The organism is Marinobacter sp. L-13 (genome assembly GCF_056857715.1).
Genome location: NZ_JBSXNQ010000037.1, coordinates 53577 through 75880, shown reverse-complemented (window position 1 = coordinate 75880; position 22304 = coordinate 53577). Strand labels below are relative to the sequence as shown.

Here is a 22304-nt window from a genome sequence, read left to right as displayed (position 1 = left end):
GGGTATTCGACCGTCTGTCTCTGGTAAGCTTGCTGGATACGATGACTCGGCTTCAGAGCCGACCATGAACCGCCGTGGTACGGAACCGTATGCCCGGTGGTGTGAGAGGACGGGGGAGGTAACTCCCCCTCCTACTCGATTTTACGGTCAGCTAAACGACTGGTTTGGCTGTCGACGCACAACCGGTTCCGGTTTCTGGTGGAAATAGGATTCCTTAATCTCTATAATTGGCGCGATTTTGGGTACGTCTGGCACTCCGTTTCTCATGGTTTTTCTGGGCCGCAGGTGTCGGGCGTTACGAATCCATTGAAAAGTTTCTGATGATTGGATGAGGCTAATGATCAAGATCAAAAAAGGCCTGGATCTTCCCATCAGCGGCGCTCCCGAACAGACCATTACAGACGGCAAACCCGTTCGCCACGTTGCGTTGATCGGTTTTGACTATATCGGCATGAAGCCGACGATGGCTGTGAAAGAGGGGGACCGTGTCAAGCGCGGTACGCTGCTGTTCACGGACAAGAAGACCGAGGGCGTTCGTTATACTTCACCCGCCGCGGGCGTTGTGAAAGAGATCAACCGTGGTGAGCGTCGGGTATTCCAGTCGATCGTTATCGAAGTCGATGGCGATGAGGCTGAGACCTTTGCGCGCTACAGCGAAGCGGATCTTGCCGGCCTGGAACGCCAGCAGGTAGTCGATAATCTGGTGGAATCCGGGCTCTGGACTGCGTTCAAGACGCGTCCGTACAGCAAGGTTCCGGAGATTGATTCCGCTCCCCACTCAATTTTCGTGTCGGTCATGGATACCAACCCGCTGGCAGCGGACCCGACGGTCATCATTGGCGAAAACAGCCAGGCGTTCGAGAAAGGCCTTGAGATCCTTACCAAACTGACCACCGGCAAGGTGTTTGTCACTGGCAAGCCAGGATCCAACGTCGCTGTTCCCAGGTCCGACGCCGTTGAGGTGCACCAGTTCGATGGCAAGCATCCGGCCGGCAACGTGGGAACCCATATCCATCACCTGGATCCGGTTTCTGGCAGCAAGACGGTCTGGAGTATCAATTATCAGGACGTTATCGACATTGCCAAGCTGTTTGAATCCGGTGAAGTCCCTGTTGAGCGTGTCGTGGCGATCGGTGGCCCCAAGGCCCTGAAACCCCGTCTCGTGCGTACTCGTCTGGGTGCCAGTCTTGAGGAGCTTCTCGACGGTGAAGTTGCCACAGATTGCGAGATCCGGGCGATTTCCGGCTCCGTGTTCGGCGGTCGCCGTGGCGATGGTCCCTGCGCCTATCTTGGCCGGTTTGCCAATCAGGTGTCCGTGCTTGAGGAAGGTAACAAGCGCGAGTTCATGGGCTGGCTGTCGCCGGGTGCGAACAAGTTCTCCGTCATGAATATTTACCTGTCCAAGCTGGTCGGTGGCAAACGGTTCGATATGACCACCACCACCAATGGCAGCGAGCGGGCGATGGTGCCGGTGGGTGTTTACGAAAAGATCATGCCGCTGGACATTCTGCCCACGCAGTTGCTGCGTTCCCTGATTGTCGGCGACACAGAGATGGCACAGAAGCTTGGCGCACTGGAGTTGGATGAAGAAGATCTGGCGCTGTGCACCTTTGTGTGCCCCGGCAAATATGAATATGGTCCGATTCTCCGCGAGAACCTGACCCGAATCGAGATCGAGGGCTAATACGATGGCTATCAGACAGTTTCTCGATGGAATCGAGCATCACTTTGAAAAGGGTGGCAAGTACGAGCGCTGGTATGCGCTTTACGAGGCGGTGGATACTATTTTCTACTCGCCGGCGAGTGTCACCTCCACCACCGCCCATGTGCGTGACGGGATTGACCTCAAGCGCATCATGATCACGGTTTGGTTGTGCACCTTCCCGGCAATGTTCTTCGGAATGTGGAACATCGGCTACCAGGCCAACAGTTTCCTGGCGTCCAACCCGGATGCCATGATTGCTGACGGCGGCCTGCGGACTGCCTTTATCCAGGCACTTGCCATCACCGGTTCCGGTGCGGGCGTATGGGACAACTTCGTTTACGGCATGGCGTACTTCGTGCCCATTTACTTCGTGACCTTCGTGGTCGGTGGTTTCTGGGAAGTGCTGTTTGCCACCGTGCGCCGTCACGAAGTGAACGAGGGTTTCTTTGTCACATCGGTCCTGTTTGCACTGATCTGCCCGCCCACCATTCCTCTCTGGCAGGTGGCCCTGGGCATCACCTTCGGCGTCGTGATCGGCAAGGAAGTGTTCGGCGGTACCGGCAAGAACTTCCTGAACCCGGCCCTGACCGGTCGTGCCTTCCTGTACTTCGCCTATCCGGCGCAGATTTCCGGCGACACCGTCTGGACTGCGGTTGACGGCTTCAGTGGCGCCACGGCGCTGAGCTGGGCCGCCAGTGGTGGTCTGGAAGCTCTGGAAGCTCAAATTGGCTGGATGAGCGCCTTCATGGGCACCATTCAGGGCTCGATGGGTGAGACCTCGACACTGGCCATTCTGATTGGTGGCCTGATCCTGTTGGGGATGAAGATTGCCTCCTATCGCATCGTCGGAGGTGTGTTGATCGGTATGATCGGCATGTCGCTGCTGCTAAACATCATAGGTTCCGAGACCAATCCGATGTTCGCGGTTCCGGCGCATTGGCATCTGGTCATGGGCGGGTTTGCCTTTGGCATGATGTTCATGGCGACGGATCCGGTGTCCGCCGCGATGACTGACACGGGTCGCTGGTGTTTCGGTATTCTGGTAGGCGTGATGACTGTGCTGATCCGCGTGATCAATCCGGCGTTCCCGGAAGGCATCATGCTTGCCATCCTGTTCGCAAACCTGTTCGCGCCATTGATGGACCATTACGTGGTTCAGGCCAACATCAAACGGAGGCTTGCTCGTGGCTAAAGCTAAAGAAACCGTCTCCCGCACGCTGATCGTTGCGCTGGTGCTGAGTATCGTGTTCTCTGTCGTGGTATCCACCGCGGCGGTCATGCTCAGACCTGCCCAGGTCAAGAATCAGCATCTTGATATGACAACGAACATTCTCTCTGCCGCAGGTATGCTGGATCAAGGCGATACTGCAGAGCAGATTTTGCAGAAATTCGAGAGTTTCGATGTTCGCCTGGTGGATTTGGATACTGGTAAATTTGTAAAGCCTTCCGCCGTTGGTGTTGCTGAGCCCATGAAATATGATATGTACAAGGCTGCCTCGGACCCTCAGTTGTCTACGGATATTCCTTCCTCGGAAGACAAGGCTGGCATCAAGCGCCGGCCGAATGTTGCCAGGGTGTATACGCTGAGCGAGAACGGAGAGCTAGTGCGTGTGGTACTGCCAATTCATGGTTATGGCCTCTGGTCTACATTGTATGGCTTCATTTCGCTGGAAGGTGATTTGAACACCATTGAAGGGCTTGGCTTTTACTCCCACGCCGAAACTCCGGGCCTCGGTGGGGAGGTAGACAATCCACGCTGGAAGTCGCAGTGGGTGGGGAAGAAAGTTTATGATGGTGATCGCACTGAACCGCAGATCAAACTGGTTAAAGGTGGCGTAAACGTTGATGCAAAAAAAAGGCAGCATAAAGTGGATGCTCTGTCCGGGGCAACGTTGACCAGTCGCGGCGTTGAGCAACTGGTTAACTACTGGATGGGCGACCGCGGATACGCGCCGTTCCTGCAAAAACTTCGTGAAGGGGAGGTCTGATCATGGCAGATGCATCAGCCAAACAGGTTCTCTTCGAACCGATCTTCAGCAATAACCCGATTGCCCTGCAGATCCTGGGCATCTGTTCAGCGCTGGCGGTTACCACCAGCATGAACGTTACACTTGTTATGTGCGCGGCGGTTATTGCCGTTACCGCATTTTCCAACCTGGCCGTGTCCCTGGTACGCACCCAGATTCCGGGCAGTATCCGGATCATCGTGCAGATGACCATTATCGCCTCCCTGGTAATCGTGGTTGACCAGGTGCTCAAGGCCTATGCCTACGAGATTTCCAAGCAGCTCTCAGTGTTCGTTGGTCTGATTATCACCAACTGCATCGTTATGGGCCGCGCGGAAGGCTTTGCCATGAAGAACGGCCCCTGGCTGAGCTTCCTGGACGGCGTTGGTAACGGTCTGGGCTACTCGGTACTCCTGATCTTCGTTGCCTTCTTCCGTGAATTGCTGGGCGCCGGCTCACTGTTCGGTGTCTCCCTGATGCCGGTGGTGAACGAAGGTGGCTGGTACATTCCTAACGGCTTGTTGCTGCTGCCGCCGAGTGCGTTCTTTATTATCGGCCTGGCGATCTGGGGTCTGCGGACCTGGAAGCCGGAGCAGGTTGAAGAGCCGGACTATAAAATGTCTCGCCATGTCGCCAAGGAGGCCTTCTGATGGAGCATTATATCAGCTTGATTCTGAAGGCTGTTTTTGTTGAAAACATGGCGCTGGCGTTCTTCCTGGGGATGTGTACCTTCCTGGCCATCTCCAAGAAGATCGAGGCCGCAACCGGTCTTGGCATTGCCGTGGTGGTCGTGCTGACGGTCACCGTGCCGGTGAACAACCTTCTGTACAACAGCGTTCTGCGCGAAGGCGCCCTGGATTGGGCTGGCCTGCCGAACGTAGACCTGAGCTTTCTCGGATTGCTGACGTATATCGGGGTAATCGCGGCGATTGTTCAGATCATGGAAATGGTACTGGACAAGTACATACCGGCACTCTACGCCGCTCTGGGTGTGTTCCTGCCACTGATTACAGTGAACTGCGCCATTCTGGGTGCCTCGCTGTTCATGGTGGAGCGTGACTACACCTTCGGCGAGAGTGTGGTGTATGGCTTCGGCGCCGGCCTTGGCTGGGCCCTGGCGATCATCGCCCTGGCGGGTATTCGCGAGAAGCTGAAGTACAGTGACGTTCCGGAAGGCCTGCGTGGTCTGGGTATCACCTTCATTACCGTTGGTCTGATGTCCCTGGGCTTCATGTCCTTCTCCGGTATCTCACTGTAATTCACCCGGTGATTCGGTTTAACGAAAAGGCGAGACCATGAATACAGAAATTATTCTCGGCGTGGTCATGTTCACCGTTATCGTTCTGGCCCTGGTCGCAGTGATTCTTGCGGCCCGGTCCAGGCTGGTAAGCACCGGTGATGTGACCATTGAGATCAACGATGATCCCGAACACACGCTGAAGACCGAAGCCGGCGGCAAGCTGCTCGGTACTCTGGCTAACAGTGGTATTTTCCTGTCCTCTGCCTGCGGTGGCGGCGGTACCTGCGCCCAGTGCAAGTGCAAGGTTCTCGAGGGCGGCGGTGCCATGCTGCCAACAGAGAAGACCCACTTCACCAATCGTGAAGAGAAAGAGGGCTGGCGCCTGTCCTGCCAGGTTCCTGTAAAACAGGACATGAAGGTGGAAGTGCCGGAAGAGTTCTTTGGCGTCAAGAAGTGGGAATGCGAGGTTGTCTCCAACCACAACGTGGCCACCTTCATCAAAGAGCTGGTGCTCAAGCTGCCGGAAGGCGAGGAAGTTGACTTCCGGGCCGGCGGTTACGTTCAGCTCGAGTGTCCTCCCTACGAGATCGACTTCAAGGATTTCGATATCGAGGAAGAGTTCCACGAAGACTGGGACAAGCACAACATCTGGCGCTACAAGGCGGTCAACAAGGAAGAGACCATCCGGGCCTATTCCATGGCAAACTATCCGGAAGAGAAGGGTGTTCTCAAGTTCAACATCCGTATCGCCACGCCGCCTCCGGGCACTGACCACAATCCGGGCATCATGTCGAGCTACGTGTTCAACCTGAAGCCGGGCGACAAGGTCACCGTTATGGGGCCGTTCGGTGAGTTCTTCGCCAAGAAGACCGATGCCGAAATGGTATTCATTGGTGGCGGTGCCGGTATGGCGCCTATGCGTTCCCACATCTTCGATCAGCTCAAGCGTCTGAACTCCAAGCGCAAGATCAGCTTCTGGTATGGCGCACGAAGTGTTCGCGAGATGTTCTATGTGGAAGATTTCGACGGGCTTCAGGAAGAAAACGACAACTTCGAGTGGCATGTCGCACTTTCCGATGCGTTGCCCGAGGACAATTGGCAGGGCCCGACCGGGTTTATTCATAACGTGTTGTATGAAAACTATCTGAAGGACCACCCGGCTCCGGAAGACTGTGAATACTACATGTGTGGGCCCCCAATCATGAACGCGTCCTGCATCAAGATGCTGAAAGATCTGGGTGTAGAGGATGAAAACATCATGCTGGATGACTTTGGAGGCTAAGCAGTTCTGATGACATTCAGCATTGTACGACCCGCCAGGGTGGCCCTGGCCAGCGCTTTTACAGCGCTGGCCTTTGCCGTTCTGGCGGGTTGTTCGTTTGAGCCAGAGGAAAAAATCTGGGAAATCTCCGGACCTGTCTTCGGCACCAGCTACCACATCAATGTCGTATTGACCGAGGATCAGGAGAGGCTTGAAACTCTGGCCAGCGGTATCGATGAGGTGCTCGAAGGGGTTGATGCGTCAATGTCGACCTGGCGCGAGGATTCGGAGCTGTCCCGTTTCAATCAACGATCCGATCAATCCGAGTGGGTTCCGGTGTCAGCGGACTTGCTCCGTGTTCTTCAGAAGGCTGAAGAGATCTCAACGATGACCGCTGGTGCCTTTGATGTGACCATCGGCCCGGTGGTAAATCTTTGGGGGTTCGGCCCCGAGGCGCGCCCGGAGCAGATTCCGTCAGAAGAATCTCTCTCCAGGGCTCTTGCCGCCACTGGCTTCGAGAAGCTCGAGCTGCGGGTCGATCCGCCCGCCGTGCGTGCGACACCACCGCAATATGTGGATCTGTCGGCTATCGCCAAGGGATACGGTGTAGATGCGGTTGCCCGTTTTCTTGAGAGCGAAGGCGTGGAGGCGTACCTGGTGGAGATTGGCGGAGAGGTTAGCGTCAATGGCCGTAAACCTGATGGCAGCACCTGGCGACTGGCCATAGAACAGCCGATGGCGGAAGGGCGCGCGGTAAACCGCGTGGTGGCGCTGGAATCACGTGCTATGGCAACATCAGGTGATTATCGTAATTATTACGAATCGGAAGGGCGTCGGTATTCCCATACAATAGATCCTGAAACGGGTGAGCCAATTGCTCACAAGCTGGCATCAGTAACCGTTATCGCGGACGATTGTATGACGGCAGATGCTCTGGCAACCGGTTTTAATGTGATGGGCTACGAGCGGGCAAATGAGCTCGCGGTAAGGGAAAATATCCCGGCCTATTTTATTGTCAGGACGGATGAAGGCTTCGAGACGCACCAGACGCCGGCCTTTTCGTCCTACGTGACTCAATGAGGGGAGGGCAACATGGGTACCTTTCTTTTGGTTCTTTTCATCGTGGTTTTGCTGGTTGCAGCCATGTCTATTGGCGTGATCCTCGGGCGCAAGCCCATCAGCGGAACCTGCGGCGGTATTGGCGCGCTTGGTATCAGCCAGTCCTGTGATATCTGCGGTGGTAATACCCAGAAGTGCGAAGAAGAAAACGAACGGTTGGCCAACGAGGGTAAAGAGCCCGAGGCTCTGGCTTACGACGCCAGCAAGGCCAGCAAGCACTGATCTGTTTTTGACAATTACAACCATCTTTTCACGACGTAGATAAGGAGTCACTGCGCGCATGGCAGAACATCATTACGACGTCGTCGTTATCGGCGCCGGTCCGTCCGGCGAAGGCGCGGCGATGAATGCGACGAAACACGGCAAACGTGTCGCGATCATCGAAGACAAGCCTACCGTTGGCGGGAACTGCACCCACTGGGGCACCATTCCTTCCAAGGCGCTGCGCCACTCCGTCAAACAGATCATTACGTTCAACACCAACCAGATGTTCCGGGATATCGGGGAGCCTCGCTGGTTCTCTTTCCCGCGAGTGCTTCAGAATGCCCAGAAGGTCATCGGCAAGCAGGTCAAGCTCCGGACGCAGTTCTACTCTCGCAATCGCGTGGATTTGATAAACGGCCGGGCCTTTTTTGTCGACCAGAACCGCATAGAAGTCCGGGGTAGCAAGTCCTCCGAGACGCTGCACTTCAAGCAGGCGATCATCGCCACCGGTTCCAGGCCCTACCTGCCACCCGATGTGGACTTCCGTCATCACCGTATCTATAACTCCGACACCATTCTGAACCTGTCTCACACGCCTCGCACACTGATTATTTATGGCGCTGGCGTCATAGGGTCAGAGTACGCCTCGATCTTTGCGGGCCTGGGTGTAAAAGTCGACCTGATCAACCCGGGTAGCCGGCTGTTGTCCTTCCTGGATGACGAGATCTCCGACGCCCTGAGTTACCACCTGCGGAATAATGGCGTTCTGGTTCGCCACAACGAGCAGTACGAGTCGGTTGTGGGCGACGACCACGGTGTGGTGTTGTCGCTTCAATCGGGCAAGAAAATCCGTGCGGATGCATTCCTGTGGTGCAATGGTCGCAGCGGGAACACCGAGAAGCTGGGCCTCGAAAATATCGGTCTGGAACCCAATGGCCGTGGGCAACTGGCCGTTGACGAGCACTATCGCACCGAAGTGGACAACATCTACGCGGCGGGCGACGTGATCGGCTGGCCAAGTCTGGCAAGCGCCGCTTATGACCAGGGCCGCTCTGCATCCTCGGATATTGTGGATGACGCATACTTCCGCTTTGTGTCGGATGTGCCGACCGGGATCTACACCATTCCGGAAATCAGTTCCGTTGGTAAAACCGAGCGCGAACTGACGGAAGCCAAGGTGCCCTACGAGGTTGGACAGGCGTTCTTCAAGGATCTTGCCCGTGCCCAGATTACCGGAGAAGCGGTAGGAATGCTGAAAATTCTGTTTCACCGGGAAACCCGTCAGATTCTGGGTATCCACTGTTTCGGTGACCAGGCGGCGGAAATCGTCCACATCGGCCAGGCGATCATGAATCAGGAAGGAGAGGCCAACTCCCTGAACTACTTCATCAATACCACGTTCAACTATCCGACCATGGCGGAAGCCTACCGTGTCGCGGCGTTGAACGGTCTGAACCGGATCTTTTAACGGGGCAGGCCACACCAGGGGTCAGAAGAAAGCCTACGACTGACCCCGGCTTAACCTTCCATATCCCGAATTCAGCCCGCTGACAGGGCCTCTTTACTGGCCGACACCCCGGCGTGACTCTGTGGCAATGACAGGGCTGACCTGGCCCTGTTGTCGAAGAATATGCGGGTGCTGGTGGGATAGTCAGTGATGATGCTGTCCACGCCCATTTCTTCCAGTTGCAACATGTCGTGAATCCGGTTCACCGTCCAGGTGGACACGTGCATGCCCTTTCGATGGGCTTTTTCAACCAGCGCTTTCGAGCAAAGCTTCCAGTTGATGCAGAGATACTCACAGCCGAGTTGGCCCGCAATGCTCAAGGGGCGCGGGAATTTGCGCTCTGCGACCAGGCCGATGCGGATGTTCTTGTTCCGCCGCCGGATCTGTTTCAGAAACCAGGTGTCGGAAGAGGTTATGGCCACCGTCTGATACAGATTGCGTCGCTGTATAACCTCTGTCAGGCGATTGCTGAGAATGTTCAGGCGCTGACGCGTGTCTTTTTTGACTTCCAGTTGCAGGTGTTCGAGGTCGTCGAACCGGTCCAGAAGGTCTTCCAGCGCGGGAATTCCCGTGGGTGTGGGCCAGGAGCTGGTGTTTCTTCGCGCATCCATGGCAGCCAGTTCGGCGGCCGTGTACTGACTGATACTGCCTTTCTGGCTGGTCGTGCGGTCAACCGAAAGATCGTGCACCAATACCGGCTTGCCGTCCTTTGACAATACGAGATCCAGTTCAAAATGCCGGATACCGTGCCGGTAAGCATGCGTAAATCCCGGAAGGGTGTTTTCGGGAGCTTCTCCCTTGGCGCCTCTGTGTCCGTAGACAATCATTCCGCTGCATCATCCTTCAGGCGTTGGTAAATGGCCTGGCGCTTCTTCCAGGTGTCGTGGCAAAGGCGTATGTCTTCGAGGTACGCCGGCAGCTCGTTCATCAGCAGGGCCTGGGGGCCGTCCACCAGGGCTCTTTCCGGCTTGGGGTGGAAATCCACGAGCACCATGTTGGCACCGGCGACGACGCCCTGGGCGGTCGCGTGCATGACATCAAGGATGCCGTCCGGAGACTGCTCGCGGCTGCCCACCGAATGGGAAGGATCCACACAGACTGGCATACGGGTAAGGCGCTTGACCGCCGGCACATGGGCGAAATCCACCATGTTCCGATGGGGCTGGCCGGCTTCGGTTTTCATGCCCCTCAGGCAGAAGATGACATTAGCGTTGCCTTCGCTGGCCAGATACTCGGCAGCGTTGAGGGATTCATTCAGGGTAATCCCGAACCCGCGTTTGAGCAGTACCGGATAGGTACTCTGGCGGCCAATGGCCTTGAGCAGCTCGAAGTTCTGGGTATTGCGGGTGCCCACCTGCAGCATTACACCGGTGGGACGGCCAAGCTTTTCGAGGCAGTTGTCGATTTCCTCAATGTGGCTCTCATGAGTGATCTCCATGGCGATAACCTTGATGCCGTGTTTCCCCGCCTTTTCAAACACCCAGGGGAGGCAGCCCTTGCCGTGGCCCTGGAATGAATAAGGGTTGGTGCGCGGCTTGTAGGCGCCCATTCGTGTGCAGACTTCCCCATGGCCTTCCAGGGCCTTCATCATCATGTCGACGTGTTCGGGCACATCAACCGCGCACAGCCCGGCAAAGATGTTCAGGTTGGATTGACTGAACTCGACACCGTTGTAGGTGAAGCCGCTTTGCCGTCGATCGTCCCGGTGGCGCCCAAGAATACGGTAGTCGTCCGAAATGCGTATGGCCCGTTCGACCGCAGGCAGGGCTTCGATCTCTTCCTTGTTCAGGGGCTTGGTGTCCCCGAGAAGATAGATTTCGGTCAGCCTCTGGGTGGCGCCCTGAACCTCATGAACCCGAACCGACACGTTCGGGAGATTCTCGAGGTAGTGCATGGTCTGTCGGTATTCTTCGCTGTCCAGAGCGGTATTCGGATGAAGAATCGCTAGCATGCTGTCTCCTTTTAAGAACCTGCGTCTTGCGCCCGGTGCCGCGCCTGCATGAACTCCCGATGATTAAGATGCAGCAGGTCTGCCATGCGGCGAATAAGGTGTTCTTCGTACTTGTCGATGCGGCCATCCGCAAAGGCCACGCGCCAGATACTTTCCAGCAGGGCCTGTTTTCCTTCCTGGTCCAGGTACTCGTTGATCTGGCCGGTAAATTCATAGAGCGACGTGGCATCGTCTGCGTGGCTAAGGGCGTCTTCCAGAATTTCCTCGGCTTCGGCCTGGGTTACCTGATGTGCTTTTACTGCGCCATCAACAATGGCCTGCAGTTCGCGCTCGTCTTCATCCTGGTCGACACGGGAAAGCTGAACCATCAATGCCGTGGCAGCCACTGCGAGCTGATGGTTATCGGGCTTCTCGCGTTCAGCTTCCGGTGCCGCAAACAATTTTTTCAGGCGCTCGATCATGATCGGACAGTCCCACTTCTGTGTTTGGTTTGAGGCGCCGCGTCAGGCCGCCCTGGCCAGCTGCCGGACCCGGTTCTCCAGTTCAATCTGGTCGGCTGTGAACCGGCGGATACCATCGGCCAGCTTCTCGGTAGCCATAGCGTCCTCGTTGGATTCCCAGCGGAACAGTTTCTCGTCGATGGTGCCAAACTGATCCGGTGAGCTGGCGGTGTCGGCGACCAGTCGACGCGGCAGATCGCCCAGGTCGTCCTGCAACTCCTGCAGCAGGGTAGGGCTTATGGTCAGGCGGTCACAGCCAGCCAGCATTTCAATTTCGCCGGTGTTCCGGAAACTGGCGCCCATCACCACCGTTTTAAAGCCGTTGGCCTTGTAGTAATTGTAGATACGGGATACCGAAAGCACCCCCGGATCCTCTGCAGCCGGGTAGCTGTCCCGGCCAGTGCTGGCCAGGTGCCAGTCCAGAATTCGACCAACAAAGGGCGAGATCAGGAATGCACCGGCCTGGGCACAGGCGGCGGCCTGAATGAAAGAAAACAGCAACGTCAGGTTGCAGTGAATGCCTTCTTTCTCCAGTTGCTCGGCCGCCCGGATGCCTTCCCAGGTAGAAGCAATCTTGATCAGTACGCGACTGGTGTCGACGCCCTGCTTGTCGTACAGCTCAACCAGGCGGCGGGCGCGCTCAAGCGTACCGGCGGTATCAAAGGACAAACGGGCATCCACCTCCGTCGAAACCACACCGGGAATCAGGTTCAGGATTTCTCGGCCGGCGAGTACGGCCAGCATATCAGTGGCCATGGTCAGCTGCTCGGCGTCTGAGCCGCCATGCCGCCGGGCTTCTGCCACAGCCTTGTCCAGCATCGGCCGGTAAGCGTCAGAAGCGGCAGCTTTGAGTAGCAGGGATGGATTAGTGGTGGCATCTTCCGGCCGCCACTTCGCAATGGCTTCGATATCGCCGGTATCCGCTACCACCGTGGTCATGGTCTTCAGTTGGTCGAGCTTGCTGGTCATTCGTCCTGTCGTCCCGGTTGATCTGTTATTGGTGCGCCCGAATCCCGGGCGCTGGCTATATGCCTACAATAACGGGCCGCTCTGACAGGAACAAGACAACAAAAGGTATGGTGGCAATTGCCTGCGATTAAGCTTCGGCAATCTCCGGCGCCGCCGGTTCACGAACCTTTTCCAGAGCGGTTTCGATCACTTCCAGGCCAGCACCGGATTTATGGGCGTTCTCGCTGATATAGCGACGGAACTGCCGACCGCCAGGTTGGCCGTGGAACAGGCCGAGAAGGTGCCTGGACATGTGAGTCAGGAATACGCCGCGCTCAAGTTCGCTCCCTATGAACGGAAGCATGGCCCGAAGTGCCTGATGCCGGGTTTCTACCGGCGCTGCCTCCCCGAAGAACTCCGGATCGACGCCTGCCAGCAGCCAGGGATTGTGGTACGCCTCCCGACCCAGCATCACGCCGTCGGTATGCCGGAGATGCTCGTGGCACTCATCGAAGGTCTTGATGCCGCCGTTGATGATGATTTCCAGGTGCGGGTATTTCGCTTTCAGCCGGTAGACCCAGTCGTATTTAAGCGGAGGGACTTCCCGGTTTTCCTTGGGGCTCAGGCCTTCAAGAATCGCGATCCGGGCGTGTACGATAAAGGTCCGGCAGCCAGCTTCCGACACTTTTTCCACGAATTCGCAGAGATCGTCCCAGGACTCCCGCCCATCAATACCGATTCGATGCTTCACGGTGACTGGCAGCTCGGTTGCTTCAATCATGGCGCGCACGCCCTCTGCCACCTTGTCCGGATGGCCCATCAGGCAGGCACCGATCATGTTGTTCTGAACACGATCGCTGGGGCAACCGACGTTCAGGTTAACCTCATCGAAGCCGTATTGCTGTGCCAGCCTGGCACAGTGGGCAAGTTCGCCGGCATCGCTGCCACCCAGCTGAAGGGCCAGTGGGTACTCGGCCTCATCGTGGCGCAGAAAGCGCGCGGTGTCGCCATGAATCAGTGCGCCGGTGGTGACCATCTCGGTGTAGAGCAGGGTATGCCGGCTAAGCTGGCGCGCCAGATAACGGTAGTGACTGGTGGTCCAGTCCATCATCGGGGCCACGCAGAAGCGGCGGGAGGGGCCGGAGTTGTGCAGCAGGGTGTCCTCAGATGGTATTCCAGACATTGCGATACCTGTTGTCGACGAAAAACGGGTGACGAAAAGAACTACGTTGAAACCAAGAGTCGTAGTTTAACAGGCATTGGTTTCCGATTTCCGTAAGGCTTTGGCGAAATCCATAACAGGCTTCAGGCTGCTCGTTTCAAATAGTTGCGGAGAAAATTGAAGTAGATTAGAGCGTCTCGAGTGGAGAACAGCTGGGGCTTGAATCCACCATAGAGTTTGTTGATGTAATTGCCCGGAACCTCGGGAAGCTTCGCCAGAGCCATTGCCCAATCGTCAAACTGGCGATGATCGATTTGCTCGTACTGAATCAGGCGAACATCCTGGTGGCGAGGATCGGCAGTGATGCCAAGGTAAAGTCTGTTGACAGCCTCTTCCTCACCTTCCAAAACCTGCATGAAATTGAACTGATCATAAGCCAGCAGGCCGGTGATGCCGTCCCGCTCGTTTCTTTTGATGGATTCCGCGAGGATGTCGTCTAAATCGGATTCCTGCAGATGCGAAGAAACGCTGCTGAAATAGATAAGCCTGCAAAGTCTGGGCTTCGATGCGTCCATAGCAAAAAACCTCCCTGAAGGAGAAGCACTCCTTCTGCTATGATCTCATGCTTGTTTAACTGTACTCCCATAAAACCCAAGTAAACAACCTTGCCCTGGAGTTTGAACGTATGCCCCTGATGGTGCAGGCTCTGCTGCCGGTATTTATCCTGATCATGCTTGGGCATGTGTTCCGCCGCATTGACTTTCCGGGCGGCGATTTCTGGCCCCAGGCGGAGCGGTTTACCTACTACGTGCTGTTTCCGGCCATGTTGGTCTTCAAGCTGGGGCAGGCCAGGTTGCCGGCTTCCGCTTATGGTGACATTGCATTGCTCATTGGCGCCATGCTGATCGCGATGACGCTGATCCTGGCGATTGCCCAATGGTTCTGGCGCTGGTCCGGCCCGGTTTTTTCTTCGGTTTACCAGGGGGCTATCCGGTTCAATTCCTACGTGGGCCTGGCGGCTGGCGGCATGCTGCTCGGCGATCAGGGCCTGTCCCTCTCGGCGATCGCAGTTGCCATCATGGTGCCGTTGCTGAATCTGCTGTGCATACTGATGTTTTCACTGGTGGCCACGGAAGGGCCGGTGAGGCTGGTGCCAGTATTCAAGGCGATTGTGACCAATCCTCTTATAGTGGGCTCGGTGATTGGCGTGGTCTGGAGTTTCTTCGAAATCGGATTTCATCCGCTGATCGGCGGCATTCTCGAGCCGCTAAGCAATCTGGCGTTGCCGATGGGTTTGATGACGGTTGGCGCCGGGCTTCAGCTCAAGGCCCTCAGAGGCGCTTCACTGCCGTTTATTGTGTCATCGGCGCTGAAGTTGGTCGGATTTCCGCTGATGACTGCGGGGCTGGCCTCGTTGCTGGGTCTTGAGGGAATGATGGTTCAGGTGGTCGTGCTGTTGTCGGCGCTCCCCACGGCCACCTCTGCCTACATTCTGGCTCGACAGCTTGGTGGCGATGCCCCCCTGATGGCGGGCATCATCAGTGGTCAGACCTTGCTGGCCATCGTCACCATACCTTTAATGCTCAGTATTCTCTGGTAGGCACTTGAGCACCGCGTCGACAATGCTGTGCTGGAAGTTGTTGTAACCTTCTGGCGTTGCCGCGATGTCAGTGGCCAGAGGGTCCCAGGTGCTGAAGGTCACGTCCAGGCTCTCGGTGATCGAGCGCCACCACTGCCGGTTGAACTGCGGTTCGGTCAGGAGGCAGGGATGGTTTGCGTTGCGCAGTTTTTCCTGCACTTCCGCGATATGCCGGGCCCCTGGCGACAGCTCCGGGTTCAGTGTCAGAACGCCCTCGAGTTTCAGTTCATAGTGTTCGGCAAATCGGGTAAAGGCGTCGTGATAGGCGAACAGGCTGATTTCGTGCGCCGGTGCAAGGCGGTCCCGGATAGTGGCATCGGTTTCTCGAACGCTGGCTTTGAACTGCTCGAAATTCTCGTTTAACGCGCCAGCGTCAACACCTTTCAGTCCTGAGAGAGCATCCCGGATCGTCCCGGCCATTTCGATGGCCAGTTCGGGATCCAGCCAGATGTGCGGGTCTTCGCCGTCTCCGTGATCATGGCCGTGTCCGTGCCCCTCGTTGTGGTGTTCTTCCTCCTTGGCCTCCTCTTCGTGGGCATGGCCATGGTGATCGTCCGCGTGGTCGTCGTGCGCGTGTTCATCGTGGTTAACTTCCCCGGGTTCGTGCTCGGCATCCATGAGCGCGACCGTTCGACCGCTGAATTCCTGCCCTGCCAGAAGGCGATTAAGGAAGGTTTCCATGTCGGGTCCGACCCAGAAAATCACGTCGGCGTTTTCCAGGGCCCGGCGCTGGGATGGCTTCATGGTGTAATTGTGGGGGCTGGAGCCGGGCGGGACGAGACTCGTTGTCTGCATGTCTTCCGTGGCGATCGAACTGACGATCAGCTCAACCGGTTTGATGGAAGTAACAATACGGGTCTCGGCCTGCAGGGCGCTGTGAAACAAAAGGGTGCCGGCTCCGAGTGCAATAGACAGTGCTTTTCCGGTAACGCGCATGATAAGTGAGATCCTGCGATGCTAATGTGTAATGTTATAATATAACAAACTCGGCCGGGGCCGGCAAAAGAAACTTCTTACTTAGTATTTCTGGTGTGCCCGTTAACTTCCTGATCATGCGAAACCTGACGATGGCCGGTATAATGCCCGCTTTATCAAACGGCCACCGATTTTTCAGGAAGGTTTCATGACTGTACGTACCCGAATTGCTCCGTCACCCACCGGTGACCCACACGTTGGTACCGCCTACGTGGCCCTGTTCAACCTGTGCTTTGCCCGTCAGCACGGCGGCCAGTTCATCCTGCGTATCGAGGATACCGACCAGGCCCGCAGTACCGCGGAATCCGAGCAGGACATTCTCAAGGCGTTGCGCTGGCTCGGTCTGAACTGGGATGAAGGCCCCGATGTAGGTGGCCCCCACGGCCCCTATCGCCAGTCCGAGCGCAAGCACTCCTACCGTCAGTACGCCGAGGATCTGGTGACGGCCGGCCACGCATTTTATTGCTTCCGCACACCGGATGAGCTGGAAGCCATTCGGGAAGAACGCAAGGCCCAGGGTCTGAACCCGGGTATCAAGGGCGATCTGGAGCTGCCTGAGGACGAAGTGAAGCGCCGCCTCGATGCAGGTGAACCATACGTGATTCGTATGAAAGTGCCCGATGAGGGCGTCTGCGAGATTGACGACATGCTTCGGGGCACCATTGAGATCGACTGGGCTCAGGTGGACTGCCAGATTCTGCTCAAGTCCGATGGCATGCCCACTTATCACCTGGCGAATGTGGTTGATGATCACCTGATGGAAATCACACACGTTCTGCGTGGTGAGGAGTGGATCAACTCTGCGCCCAAGCACAAGCTGCTGTATCAGTATTTTGGCTGGGATATGCCGGTACTGTGTCACCTTCCGCTGCTGCGCAACCCGGACAAGAGCAAACTGTCCAAACGCAAGAACCCGACCAGCATCAATTTCTATGAGCGCATGGGCTTTCTGCCGGAGGCCGTCACCAACTACCTGGGGCGCATGGGCTGGTCCATGCCCGACGAGCGGGAAAAGTTCACCCTGGATGAGATGATCGAGAACTTCGACATCCAGCGTGTCTCTCTCGGTGGCCCGGTATTCGATGTGGAGAAGCTTCGCTGGCTGAATGGCCAGTGGTTGCGCGAAGAGCTGACTGAAGAGCAGTTCATGGAGCGCATGCGCCAGTGGTGGTTTAACGAGGACGCCCTGCGTGCTCTGGTGCCTCACATAAAGGGCAGGGCAGAGGTATTCTCGGATGTGGCGCCCATGGCCCAGTTCATGTTCTCCGGCATGCTCAACCTGAAGCCGGAGGACTTTGCCCTTAACAAACTTGAAGAAGCCCAGCTCAAGCGGGTTCTGCAGTTTACGCTCTGGAAGCTTGAAGCCCAGCGCCACTGGAGCAAGGAGACCATCTTCGCGGACATCAAGGCCCTGGCCAAAGCCATGGACCTGAAGATGGGAGATTTCATGTTCTCTATTTTTGTGGCGGTTGCCGGTACACCGAATTCCTGGTCTGTGATGGACTCCATGGCGCTGCTGGGCCCGGACATGACCCGTTCAAGGCTTCGGCATGCCCTGGAAGTGATGGGTGGATTCTCCAAGAAGGAAACCAAGAAGGTGGAAAAAGAATACGCGGCTCTGGGTATTCATTAACCGCTTTGGTGAATTAATAAACGGCTTGAACAGGGATGTTCAGAAAACTGAAAAAAAGTGTGTTTCAGAGGTTGACGCCCATAGGGCGGATCCTTAATATACGCAGCCGTTGAGGGGCCATAGCTCAGCTGGGAGAGCGCAACACTGGCAGTGTTGAGGTCGGCGGTTCGATCCCGCCTGGCTCCACCAATTTCTAGTCCCCTTCGTCTAGTGGCCTAGGACTCCGCCCTTTCACGGCGGCAACAGGGGTTCGAACCCCCTAGGGGACGCCAATACGGCTTGACGGTTTAGTCCACCGGGAAGCCATCAAAAAAACCGCCTTCTGGCGGTTTTTTTGTGTCTGAATGTCGGGTCAGACAACAATGGGGTCAAATGAAATTTCCATCTGACCCCGGATTTATTCAGCGCTCGGCAATGGCACCCTTCCCAACACCCTCATAAGCCTTCACCCGGATGGTGTCTGTCGCGAACTCCACCTTGAGCTTGTCGGCCATGTGGGCGGCAATCAGCTCCACCGTGGTGTCGGTATCCAGCATGTACACGCGATCCTCTGGCAGGGTCAGTGCAAACTCGCCCTGGTTGGCCTCGTATTCGAAGGTCACATAGCGAACGCCGTCTTCGCCAACATGGCGACGCACCACATCCTCCTCGGACCCCACGTAGATATCCCGCCAGAGCTTGGCCCAGCGGCGCTCCAGATCGTAATCGCGGTGGCCGTTCCGGTCGATACGAATCGGTGATCGATGGCCGTGGGCGATGCGCTGGCAGTTGCCCAGGTGTTTCTTAAGGCCGTGGACATAGTGGTAGTAAGCACCATCGATTTCCTCTTCCCGGAGATTGATCTCCACGGAAATCACGTTGGCCGGAAGCACGGCCTTTATTTCCTGTTCCAGCAAAGAGGCCACGGCCGAGGGCACAACCCGGTCGGCGGACAACCAGACAATGGCCTCGTCCGGTGAGCGGTGAATGATCTGGCTGCCGTCCGTGAGAGCCCAGGTAAAAGTGTCTGGCTGCTCCTCACTCCAGGACAGCCCCTGGTAGCCGCGGGGAATCACCAGACGATGGTCAACACGCTCATCGATCACCCGCTTGATGGTGCGTTTTACGTTACTGAAGTCGAACACCATGCCCTGTTCGTCCAGCTCCCCGCCAAGCACCACATCCGCAATCCAGCTTTCACCCACCAGCCCACGGGTCGGGTCCAGGTAGGCAAAATCGATAACGGTCAGGTTGTCTACAAACAGATGGTTCATCAAATTTCCAGGCGGGTGTGGTTGATTGATGGCCGAATTCTAGCAAAAATCACCGAATACAGCAGTCTGGCGGTTGGCCACTGCTTCATTTCTTTTTGCTATCGGACTCATCATTTTAAACCTCGACTCGCACATTGATCAGCAATTTCCGGTACTGATACTGGCGGCCGGTGCCTCGAGCCGCCTCGGTCGGCCGAAAGCCCTCCTGCCGCTGGCTTCTGGTGACGGGACAGACACGGACTGCCGTAACCGCACATTGTTGGACGCCGCCATTGCCCAAGGCCGAATCCTCAGCCCGGAAGTTCGAGTGGTGTGTGGGGCCTGGTACCCGCTCATACGGTTTCGTTGTCGGAGGCAACCTTCTTCCTGGTTGCGGGCGCCGGATTGGCAGGAGGGCATCTCGGCATCTCTGTCAGCGGGACTTCGCAGCCTGGGGCCAGCGGTAAAGGGCGTATTTGTTCTGGTGGCGGACCAGCCGTTACTGGATCTGAACGCCCTCGAGGCCTTTGGCAAGGCGGCCCGCTGTATACCGGAACAGCCCATCGCTGCAGATTACGGTGGCCGGCCGGGTGTGCCCGCCTATTTACCCAGATGGCTCTGGCCGCTGGTGTTGGATCTGGAGGGGGATAGGGGCGCCGGGCGACTGCTCGCAGAGGTGCGTGCAACCCGGGTAGATATTCCGGGGATCCACGATGATGTGGACACCCCGGCAGACTGGCACAGGATCAGGACCCTGCTCAACCGAACAGGCCAGACAGCCAGGCAATCCCGACGCTGAAGATGCCGAGACTTATGGCAAGACCAATGGTGTAGACCCGGGACGATGCCGAGCGCTGCTGCGCAACAAAAAGGTCGATTGTGCGCTGGGCTATGTCTTCAGCGGTTTCCCTCGAGATCTCGTGGGCTTGCTGAATAGCCTCGGACTGAAGGGTTTGCCAGAACTCGGTATCAATCGTCTGCACACTCGTGATGTGATCTTTCAGCTCGGCCATATGCTCGCTCGTGAAGCCGGAATTCTTTTTCAGCTCCTTCTTGAGCACGGCAAGTTCGCTGCCAAGGTTCAGGTTGACCTCCGCGGCAACTTCGTCCCGCAGATTTTTGGTCCGTTCGTCGACCATTTCGGTGACGGCGTTCAGGCGTTCCTCAATCACCGCGTCCTGTTTGCTTCGGGATTCATCCAGAGCCCGCTTCAGGTGATCGAACTGCTCGTCAAAGAGGGAACTGAGCAGTTCGTGGAGGCGGTTGTTGATGTGAGTTTTGACTGCGGAACGGGCGATCTGCTCAATCAACTCGCTGGTCAAGGGCACCACATTGGCTTGCGGGTTGCTCCGGCTGGCTGAATCGCCCGTCTTGGGCGACAGTTCCACCGACGCATCTGCAGGTACGTTCAGCAGTTCGTCCTCTTCCGCGGCAGCCGGCTCAGATTGCAGCGGTGGCTCCGGCAAGTTTCCGCCTGTGACGTCACTGGCCAGCTGGTCCAAAACCTCTTTGAGGCCCTCCGTTTGCGGCGGTTTAGTGAGGATGTTGTAAACACCGAAGTTCCTGGCCTCCTCCATGAATGATGACGATTTTTTGGATGTGCACATGATGATGGGGATGCCGGCGGTCTCCGGGTTGCCCTTGATGGCTTTGGTCGCCTCTACGCCATTCATCCCCGGCATTAGATGGTCCATGAAGATGACATCCGGACGCCCCTGGCTGTTCAGGAAATCGAGGGCCTCCTCGGCCGAGCCAGCCATATTGACTTCCATATCGCGACTTTCCAGCAGTTTGCTCAGGGCAAATCGGGCCACCTTGGAGTCATCTACCAGCAGAGCGTTCTTGATCGCCATGTCACTACCTCAATCGTTTACTGCAAACGCGTTTGTTATCGGGCCGTTATGATTACCAGCCTTCCAGTTTCGGGCACTCTGTGGCCCGGTAGCTCTTGTCCCGATAACAGACACCGGGTTCAGTGGTTCGGGCAGTGAAAATTTCCCCTGCCGCTGTGGTCAGGCGTACCTGTCCGTAGGGCTCGCCATGACGGAATGTCGCTTCGATCGAGCTGCCGTTGGGATTCTTCAGCAAGCCCTTACCGTGGAACTTTCCTTCAATGTATTCGCCCTCGTATTTCTTGCCGCTGGCGAAGACCTCTGCCCCGGTGCCATGGAAGGCGCCGTTGGAAAATTCGCCTTCGTAATGGCGACCGTCGGGGTAGGTGAGTGTGCCGGTGCCATGAAATTCGTCGTTCCGGAAGCCGCCGACGTAGAGCATGCCATCCGCGGTGGTCAGGGAACCGTGGCCATTAAGCTGTCCGTCCTTCCAGTGGCCGGTCAGTATGTCGCCGTTTGCCAGTGTAAGCGTGCCTTTGCCGTTAAACTGGTTGTCCCGGAATTCGCCGGAATAGCGCGAGCCGTCGGCACTGCGCCATTCACCGTCGCCCTCGCGGTTGCCTGCAGACCAGCCTCCCTCGTAACGGCCACCGTCGGGATACCACGCGGTGCCCTGGCCGTGGAATTCACCATCCACGAAATGCCCCTCGTAGCGCAGTCCATCGTTGTCCTGGTAGGTGCCATCACCGGTCTTCACGCCACCGATCCAGATCCCGTCACGGAAATTCACCGTGGTCAGAGCCTCCAGTTCGCCCACCAGAGTCACCTCATTGCCGGCTTTCAGGGCAATGGAGCGGTTCCAGGGTTTGAAACCTGGCTTGGTGATGGTGACCTCGTAGCGGCCCGGGTCCAGCTCAAGATCCAGGCGGGTCGCGCCATATTCCTTGCCGTTGATGGTGACCTGATCGCCGACAACGTTTGAGCGTAGTACCAGCAGCGCCTGCGTCGGTGGCTGGGGTTCCTGCTGTTTTTCCGGTTGTTGCGGATTTGCCGGGGCGGTGTCTGTTCTCGTTGCCAATACCGATGGCGGTTCAGCTACCGCCAGAACCTCCGGGTTCTCCGGCATGGATGGCACGGTAAACGGAGTGGCTTCCACCACGGGTGGGCGCGACTCCCGGGCAGCCTGTTTGGTTCTGGCGGATGCCTCCGGAACAGGCTCTGGGGCCGGCTCGGGCTCGGTAGTAATAGAGGCAACAGCTTGATCCGTCGAGGGTGGTTCGAAGGCTTCTGTTATCTGAAGGTCATCCCGAACCGAGGCAAACCCGGCGGTTACCAGCAGCATGAGCGCCAGGGCATTGACGAACAGAAGCGGTCTGAAATCGACCATGAC

General features: G+C 57.0%; 22 protein-coding genes and 2 tRNA genes. 14 read left to right on the top strand and 10 right to left on the bottom strand.

The features are described 5' to 3' along the window. Positions 1-337 precede the first annotated feature (337 nt). Genes AC13DD_RS03675 through sthA form a run of 9 tightly spaced genes read left to right on the top strand, consistent with a single transcriptional unit; the run spans position 338 to position 9003 of the window. Positions 338-1684 carry a Na(+)-translocating NADH-quinone reductase subunit A gene (locus AC13DD_RS03675; protein ID WP_008175071.1) on the top strand — a complete coding sequence of 449 codons (1347 nt, stop codon included), beginning with the start codon at positions 338-340 and terminating at the stop codon, positions 1682-1684. A gap of 4 nt (positions 1685-1688) precedes the next feature. Continuing rightward, entirely contained in the window at positions 1689-2897 is a 1209-nt protein-coding gene (locus tag AC13DD_RS03670; protein ID WP_008175069.1) for an NADH:ubiquinone reductase (Na(+)-transporting) subunit B, read from the top strand. Next, positions 2890-3693: a Na(+)-translocating NADH-quinone reductase subunit C gene (locus AC13DD_RS03665; protein WP_053112423.1), complete on the top strand. Its 804-nt coding sequence runs from the start codon at positions 2890-2892 to the stop codon at positions 3691-3693. Before AC13DD_RS03670 ends, AC13DD_RS03665 begins: the two co-directional genes overlap by 8 nt. 2 nt (positions 3694-3695) lie before the next feature. Then, positions 3696-4361, top strand: coding sequence for an NADH:ubiquinone reductase (Na(+)-transporting) subunit D (locus AC13DD_RS03660; RefSeq protein ID WP_008175066.1), 666 nt, complete (start codon positions 3696-3698; stop codon positions 4359-4361). Then, positions 4361-4969 carry an NADH:ubiquinone reductase (Na(+)-transporting) subunit E gene (gene nqrE, locus AC13DD_RS03655; RefSeq protein WP_008175064.1) on the top strand — a complete coding sequence of 203 codons (609 nt, stop codon included), beginning with the start codon at positions 4361-4363 and terminating at the stop codon, positions 4967-4969. Before AC13DD_RS03660 ends, nqrE begins: the two co-directional genes overlap by 1 nt. 37 nt (positions 4970-5006) lie before the next feature. Then, positions 5007-6233, top strand: coding sequence for an NADH:ubiquinone reductase (Na(+)-transporting) subunit F (gene nqrF / locus AC13DD_RS03650; RefSeq protein ID WP_008175061.1), 1227 nt, complete (start codon positions 5007-5009; stop codon positions 6231-6233). Positions 6234-6242: 9 nt separating this feature from the next. Next, the gene (locus AC13DD_RS03645; RefSeq protein WP_008175059.1) at positions 6243-7292 is read left to right on the top strand and encodes an FAD:protein FMN transferase; all 1050 of its coding nucleotides are present in this window, start codon (positions 6243-6245) and stop codon (positions 7290-7292) included. 12 nt (positions 7293-7304) lie between these two features. After that, on the top strand, positions 7305-7553 hold the full coding sequence (gene nqrM / locus AC13DD_RS03640; protein ID WP_008175057.1) for a (Na+)-NQR maturation NqrM: 249 nt from the start codon (positions 7305-7307) through the stop codon (positions 7551-7553). 58 nt (positions 7554-7611) lie between these two features. Further along, the gene (gene sthA / locus AC13DD_RS03635) at positions 7612-9003 is read left to right on the top strand and encodes a Si-specific NAD(P)(+) transhydrogenase (protein WP_008175054.1); all 1392 of its coding nucleotides are present in this window, start codon (positions 7612-7614) and stop codon (positions 9001-9003) included. A 71-nt stretch (positions 9004-9074) separates the two neighbouring features. On the opposite strand, the gene AC13DD_RS03630 is transcribed toward sthA, so the two are convergent. The 6 genes from AC13DD_RS03630 to AC13DD_RS03605 form a co-directional block, all read right to left on the bottom strand. Continuing rightward, positions 9075-9869 carry a glycerophosphodiester phosphodiesterase gene (locus tag AC13DD_RS03630; protein ID WP_008175052.1) on the bottom strand — a complete coding sequence of 265 codons (795 nt, stop codon included), beginning with the start codon at positions 9867-9869 and terminating at the stop codon, positions 9075-9077. Next, entirely contained in the window at positions 9866-10993 is a 1128-nt protein-coding gene (locus AC13DD_RS03625; protein WP_053112419.1) for a 3-deoxy-7-phosphoheptulonate synthase, read from the bottom strand. The genes AC13DD_RS03630 and AC13DD_RS03625 overlap by 4 nt, the downstream gene beginning before the upstream one ends. A gap of 11 nt (positions 10994-11004) precedes the next feature. Further along, entirely contained in the window at positions 11005-11454 is a 450-nt protein-coding gene (locus AC13DD_RS03620; RefSeq protein ID WP_008175048.1) for a tellurite resistance TerB family protein, read from the bottom strand. A 42-nt stretch (positions 11455-11496) separates the two neighbouring features. Beyond that, the gene (gene tal / locus AC13DD_RS03615) at positions 11497-12462 is read right to left on the bottom strand and encodes a transaldolase (RefSeq protein ID WP_008175047.1); all 966 of its coding nucleotides are present in this window, start codon (positions 12460-12462) and stop codon (positions 11497-11499) included. A 127-nt stretch (positions 12463-12589) separates the two neighbouring features. Next, complete coding sequence (gene dusA, locus AC13DD_RS03610; protein ID WP_008175046.1) at positions 12590-13624, bottom strand: tRNA dihydrouridine(20/20a) synthase DusA; 1035 nt, start codon at positions 13622-13624, stop codon at positions 12590-12592. A gap of 122 nt (positions 13625-13746) precedes the next feature. After that, positions 13747-14178: a BLUF domain-containing protein gene (locus tag AC13DD_RS03605; protein WP_008175045.1), complete on the bottom strand. Its 432-nt coding sequence runs from the start codon at positions 14176-14178 to the stop codon at positions 13747-13749. Positions 14179-14288: 110 nt separating this feature from the next. Between AC13DD_RS03605 and AC13DD_RS03600 the strand changes: the two genes are divergently transcribed. Continuing rightward, positions 14289-15203: an AEC family transporter gene (locus tag AC13DD_RS03600; RefSeq protein ID WP_405420422.1), complete on the top strand. Its 915-nt coding sequence runs from the start codon at positions 14289-14291 to the stop codon at positions 15201-15203. Here the strand turns inward: AC13DD_RS03600 and AC13DD_RS03595 are convergent. Continuing rightward, positions 15180-16178 (bottom strand): zinc ABC transporter substrate-binding protein, encoded by a 999-nt coding sequence (locus AC13DD_RS03595; protein ID WP_405420419.1) that lies wholly within the window; start codon positions 16176-16178, stop codon positions 15180-15182. The genes AC13DD_RS03600 and AC13DD_RS03595 overlap by 24 nt on opposite strands. 187 nt (positions 16179-16365) lie before the next feature. Between AC13DD_RS03595 and gltX the strand changes: the two genes are divergently transcribed. From gltX to AC13DD_RS03580, 3 genes are all read left to right on the top strand, one after another. Further along, positions 16366-17850 (top strand): glutamate--tRNA ligase, encoded by a 1485-nt coding sequence (gltX, locus tag AC13DD_RS03590; protein WP_405420417.1) that lies wholly within the window; start codon positions 16366-16368, stop codon positions 17848-17850. A 113-nt stretch (positions 17851-17963) separates the two neighbouring features. Continuing rightward, positions 17964-18039 (top strand) — tRNA-Ala (locus tag AC13DD_RS03585). A 7-nt stretch (positions 18040-18046) separates the two neighbouring features. After that, positions 18047-18122: transfer RNA gene (locus AC13DD_RS03580), tRNA-Glu, on the top strand. 129 nt (positions 18123-18251) lie between these two features. Here AC13DD_RS03580 and AC13DD_RS03575 read toward each other — a convergent pair. Next, the gene (locus AC13DD_RS03575) at positions 18252-19103 is read right to left on the bottom strand and encodes a 6-carboxytetrahydropterin synthase (RefSeq protein ID WP_092029916.1); all 852 of its coding nucleotides are present in this window, start codon (positions 19101-19103) and stop codon (positions 18252-18254) included. Between the two features lie 73 nt (positions 19104-19176). Between AC13DD_RS03575 and AC13DD_RS03570 the strand changes: the two genes are divergently transcribed. Then, positions 19177-19881, top strand: coding sequence for a nucleotidyltransferase family protein (locus AC13DD_RS03570; protein WP_405420413.1), 705 nt, complete (start codon positions 19177-19179; stop codon positions 19879-19881). On the opposite strand, the gene AC13DD_RS03565 is transcribed toward AC13DD_RS03570, so the two are convergent. Both AC13DD_RS03565 and AC13DD_RS03560 read right to left on the bottom strand, forming a co-directional pair. Beyond that, on the bottom strand, positions 19841-20935 hold the full coding sequence (locus AC13DD_RS03565; RefSeq protein WP_008175032.1) for a response regulator: 1095 nt from the start codon (positions 20933-20935) through the stop codon (positions 19841-19843). The genes AC13DD_RS03570 and AC13DD_RS03565 overlap by 41 nt on opposite strands. Before the next feature lie 52 nt (positions 20936-20987). Beyond that, positions 20988-22301: an MORN repeat-containing protein gene (locus AC13DD_RS03560; protein WP_008175029.1), complete on the bottom strand. Its 1314-nt coding sequence runs from the start codon at positions 22299-22301 to the stop codon at positions 20988-20990. Positions 22302-22304: the final 3 nt, after the last annotated feature.

What these genes read in the sequence shown, in the direction of transcription:
- AC13DD_RS03675 (WP_008175071.1), top strand. Translation starts at nt 338, where the DNA reads ATGATCAAGATCAAAAAAGGCCTGGATCTTCCCATCAGCGGCGCTCCC.
- AC13DD_RS03670 (WP_008175069.1), top strand. Translation starts at nt 1,689, where the DNA reads ATGGCTATCAGACAGTTTCTCGATGGAATCGAGCATCACTTTGAAAAG.
- AC13DD_RS03560 (WP_008175029.1), bottom strand. Translation starts at nt 22,301, where the DNA reads ATGGTCGATTTCAGACCGCTTCTGTTCGTCAATGCCCTGGCGCTCATG.
- nqrM (WP_008175057.1), top strand. Translation starts at nt 7,305, where the DNA reads ATGGGTACCTTTCTTTTGGTTCTTTTCATCGTGGTTTTGCTGGTTGCA.
- AC13DD_RS03605 (WP_008175045.1), bottom strand. Translation starts at nt 14,178, where the DNA reads ATGGACGCATCGAAGCCCAGACTTTGCAGGCTTATCTATTTCAGCAGC.
- AC13DD_RS03645 (WP_008175059.1), top strand. Translation starts at nt 6,243, where the DNA reads ATGACATTCAGCATTGTACGACCCGCCAGGGTGGCCCTGGCCAGCGCT.
- AC13DD_RS03565 (WP_008175032.1), bottom strand. Translation starts at nt 20,935, where the DNA reads ATGGCGATCAAGAACGCTCTGCTGGTAGATGACTCCAAGGTGGCCCGA.
- nqrF (WP_008175061.1), top strand. Translation starts at nt 5,007, where the DNA reads ATGAATACAGAAATTATTCTCGGCGTGGTCATGTTCACCGTTATCGTT.
- AC13DD_RS03600 (WP_405420422.1), top strand. Translation starts at nt 14,289, where the DNA reads ATGCCCCTGATGGTGCAGGCTCTGCTGCCGGTATTTATCCTGATCATG.
- AC13DD_RS03660 (WP_008175066.1), top strand. Translation starts at nt 3,696, where the DNA reads ATGGCAGATGCATCAGCCAAACAGGTTCTCTTCGAACCGATCTTCAGC.
- dusA (WP_008175046.1), bottom strand. Translation starts at nt 13,624, where the DNA reads ATGTCTGGAATACCATCTGAGGACACCCTGCTGCACAACTCCGGCCCC.
- AC13DD_RS03620 (WP_008175048.1), bottom strand. Translation starts at nt 11,454, where the DNA reads ATGATCGAGCGCCTGAAAAAATTGTTTGCGGCACCGGAAGCTGAACGC.
- AC13DD_RS03630 (WP_008175052.1), bottom strand. Translation starts at nt 9,869, where the DNA reads ATGATTGTCTACGGACACAGAGGCGCCAAGGGAGAAGCTCCCGAAAAC.
- AC13DD_RS03625 (WP_053112419.1), bottom strand. Translation starts at nt 10,993, where the DNA reads ATGCTAGCGATTCTTCATCCGAATACCGCTCTGGACAGCGAAGAATAC.
- gltX (WP_405420417.1), top strand. Translation starts at nt 16,366, where the DNA reads ATGACTGTACGTACCCGAATTGCTCCGTCACCCACCGGTGACCCACAC.
- AC13DD_RS03575 (WP_092029916.1), bottom strand. Translation starts at nt 19,103, where the DNA reads ATGAACCATCTGTTTGTAGACAACCTGACCGTTATCGATTTTGCCTAC.
- nqrE (WP_008175064.1), top strand. Translation starts at nt 4,361, where the DNA reads ATGGAGCATTATATCAGCTTGATTCTGAAGGCTGTTTTTGTTGAAAAC.
- sthA (WP_008175054.1), top strand. Translation starts at nt 7,612, where the DNA reads ATGGCAGAACATCATTACGACGTCGTCGTTATCGGCGCCGGTCCGTCC.
- AC13DD_RS03595 (WP_405420419.1), bottom strand. Translation starts at nt 16,178, where the DNA reads ATGCGCGTTACCGGAAAAGCACTGTCTATTGCACTCGGAGCCGGCACC.
- tal (WP_008175047.1), bottom strand. Translation starts at nt 12,462, where the DNA reads ATGACCAGCAAGCTCGACCAACTGAAGACCATGACCACGGTGGTAGCG.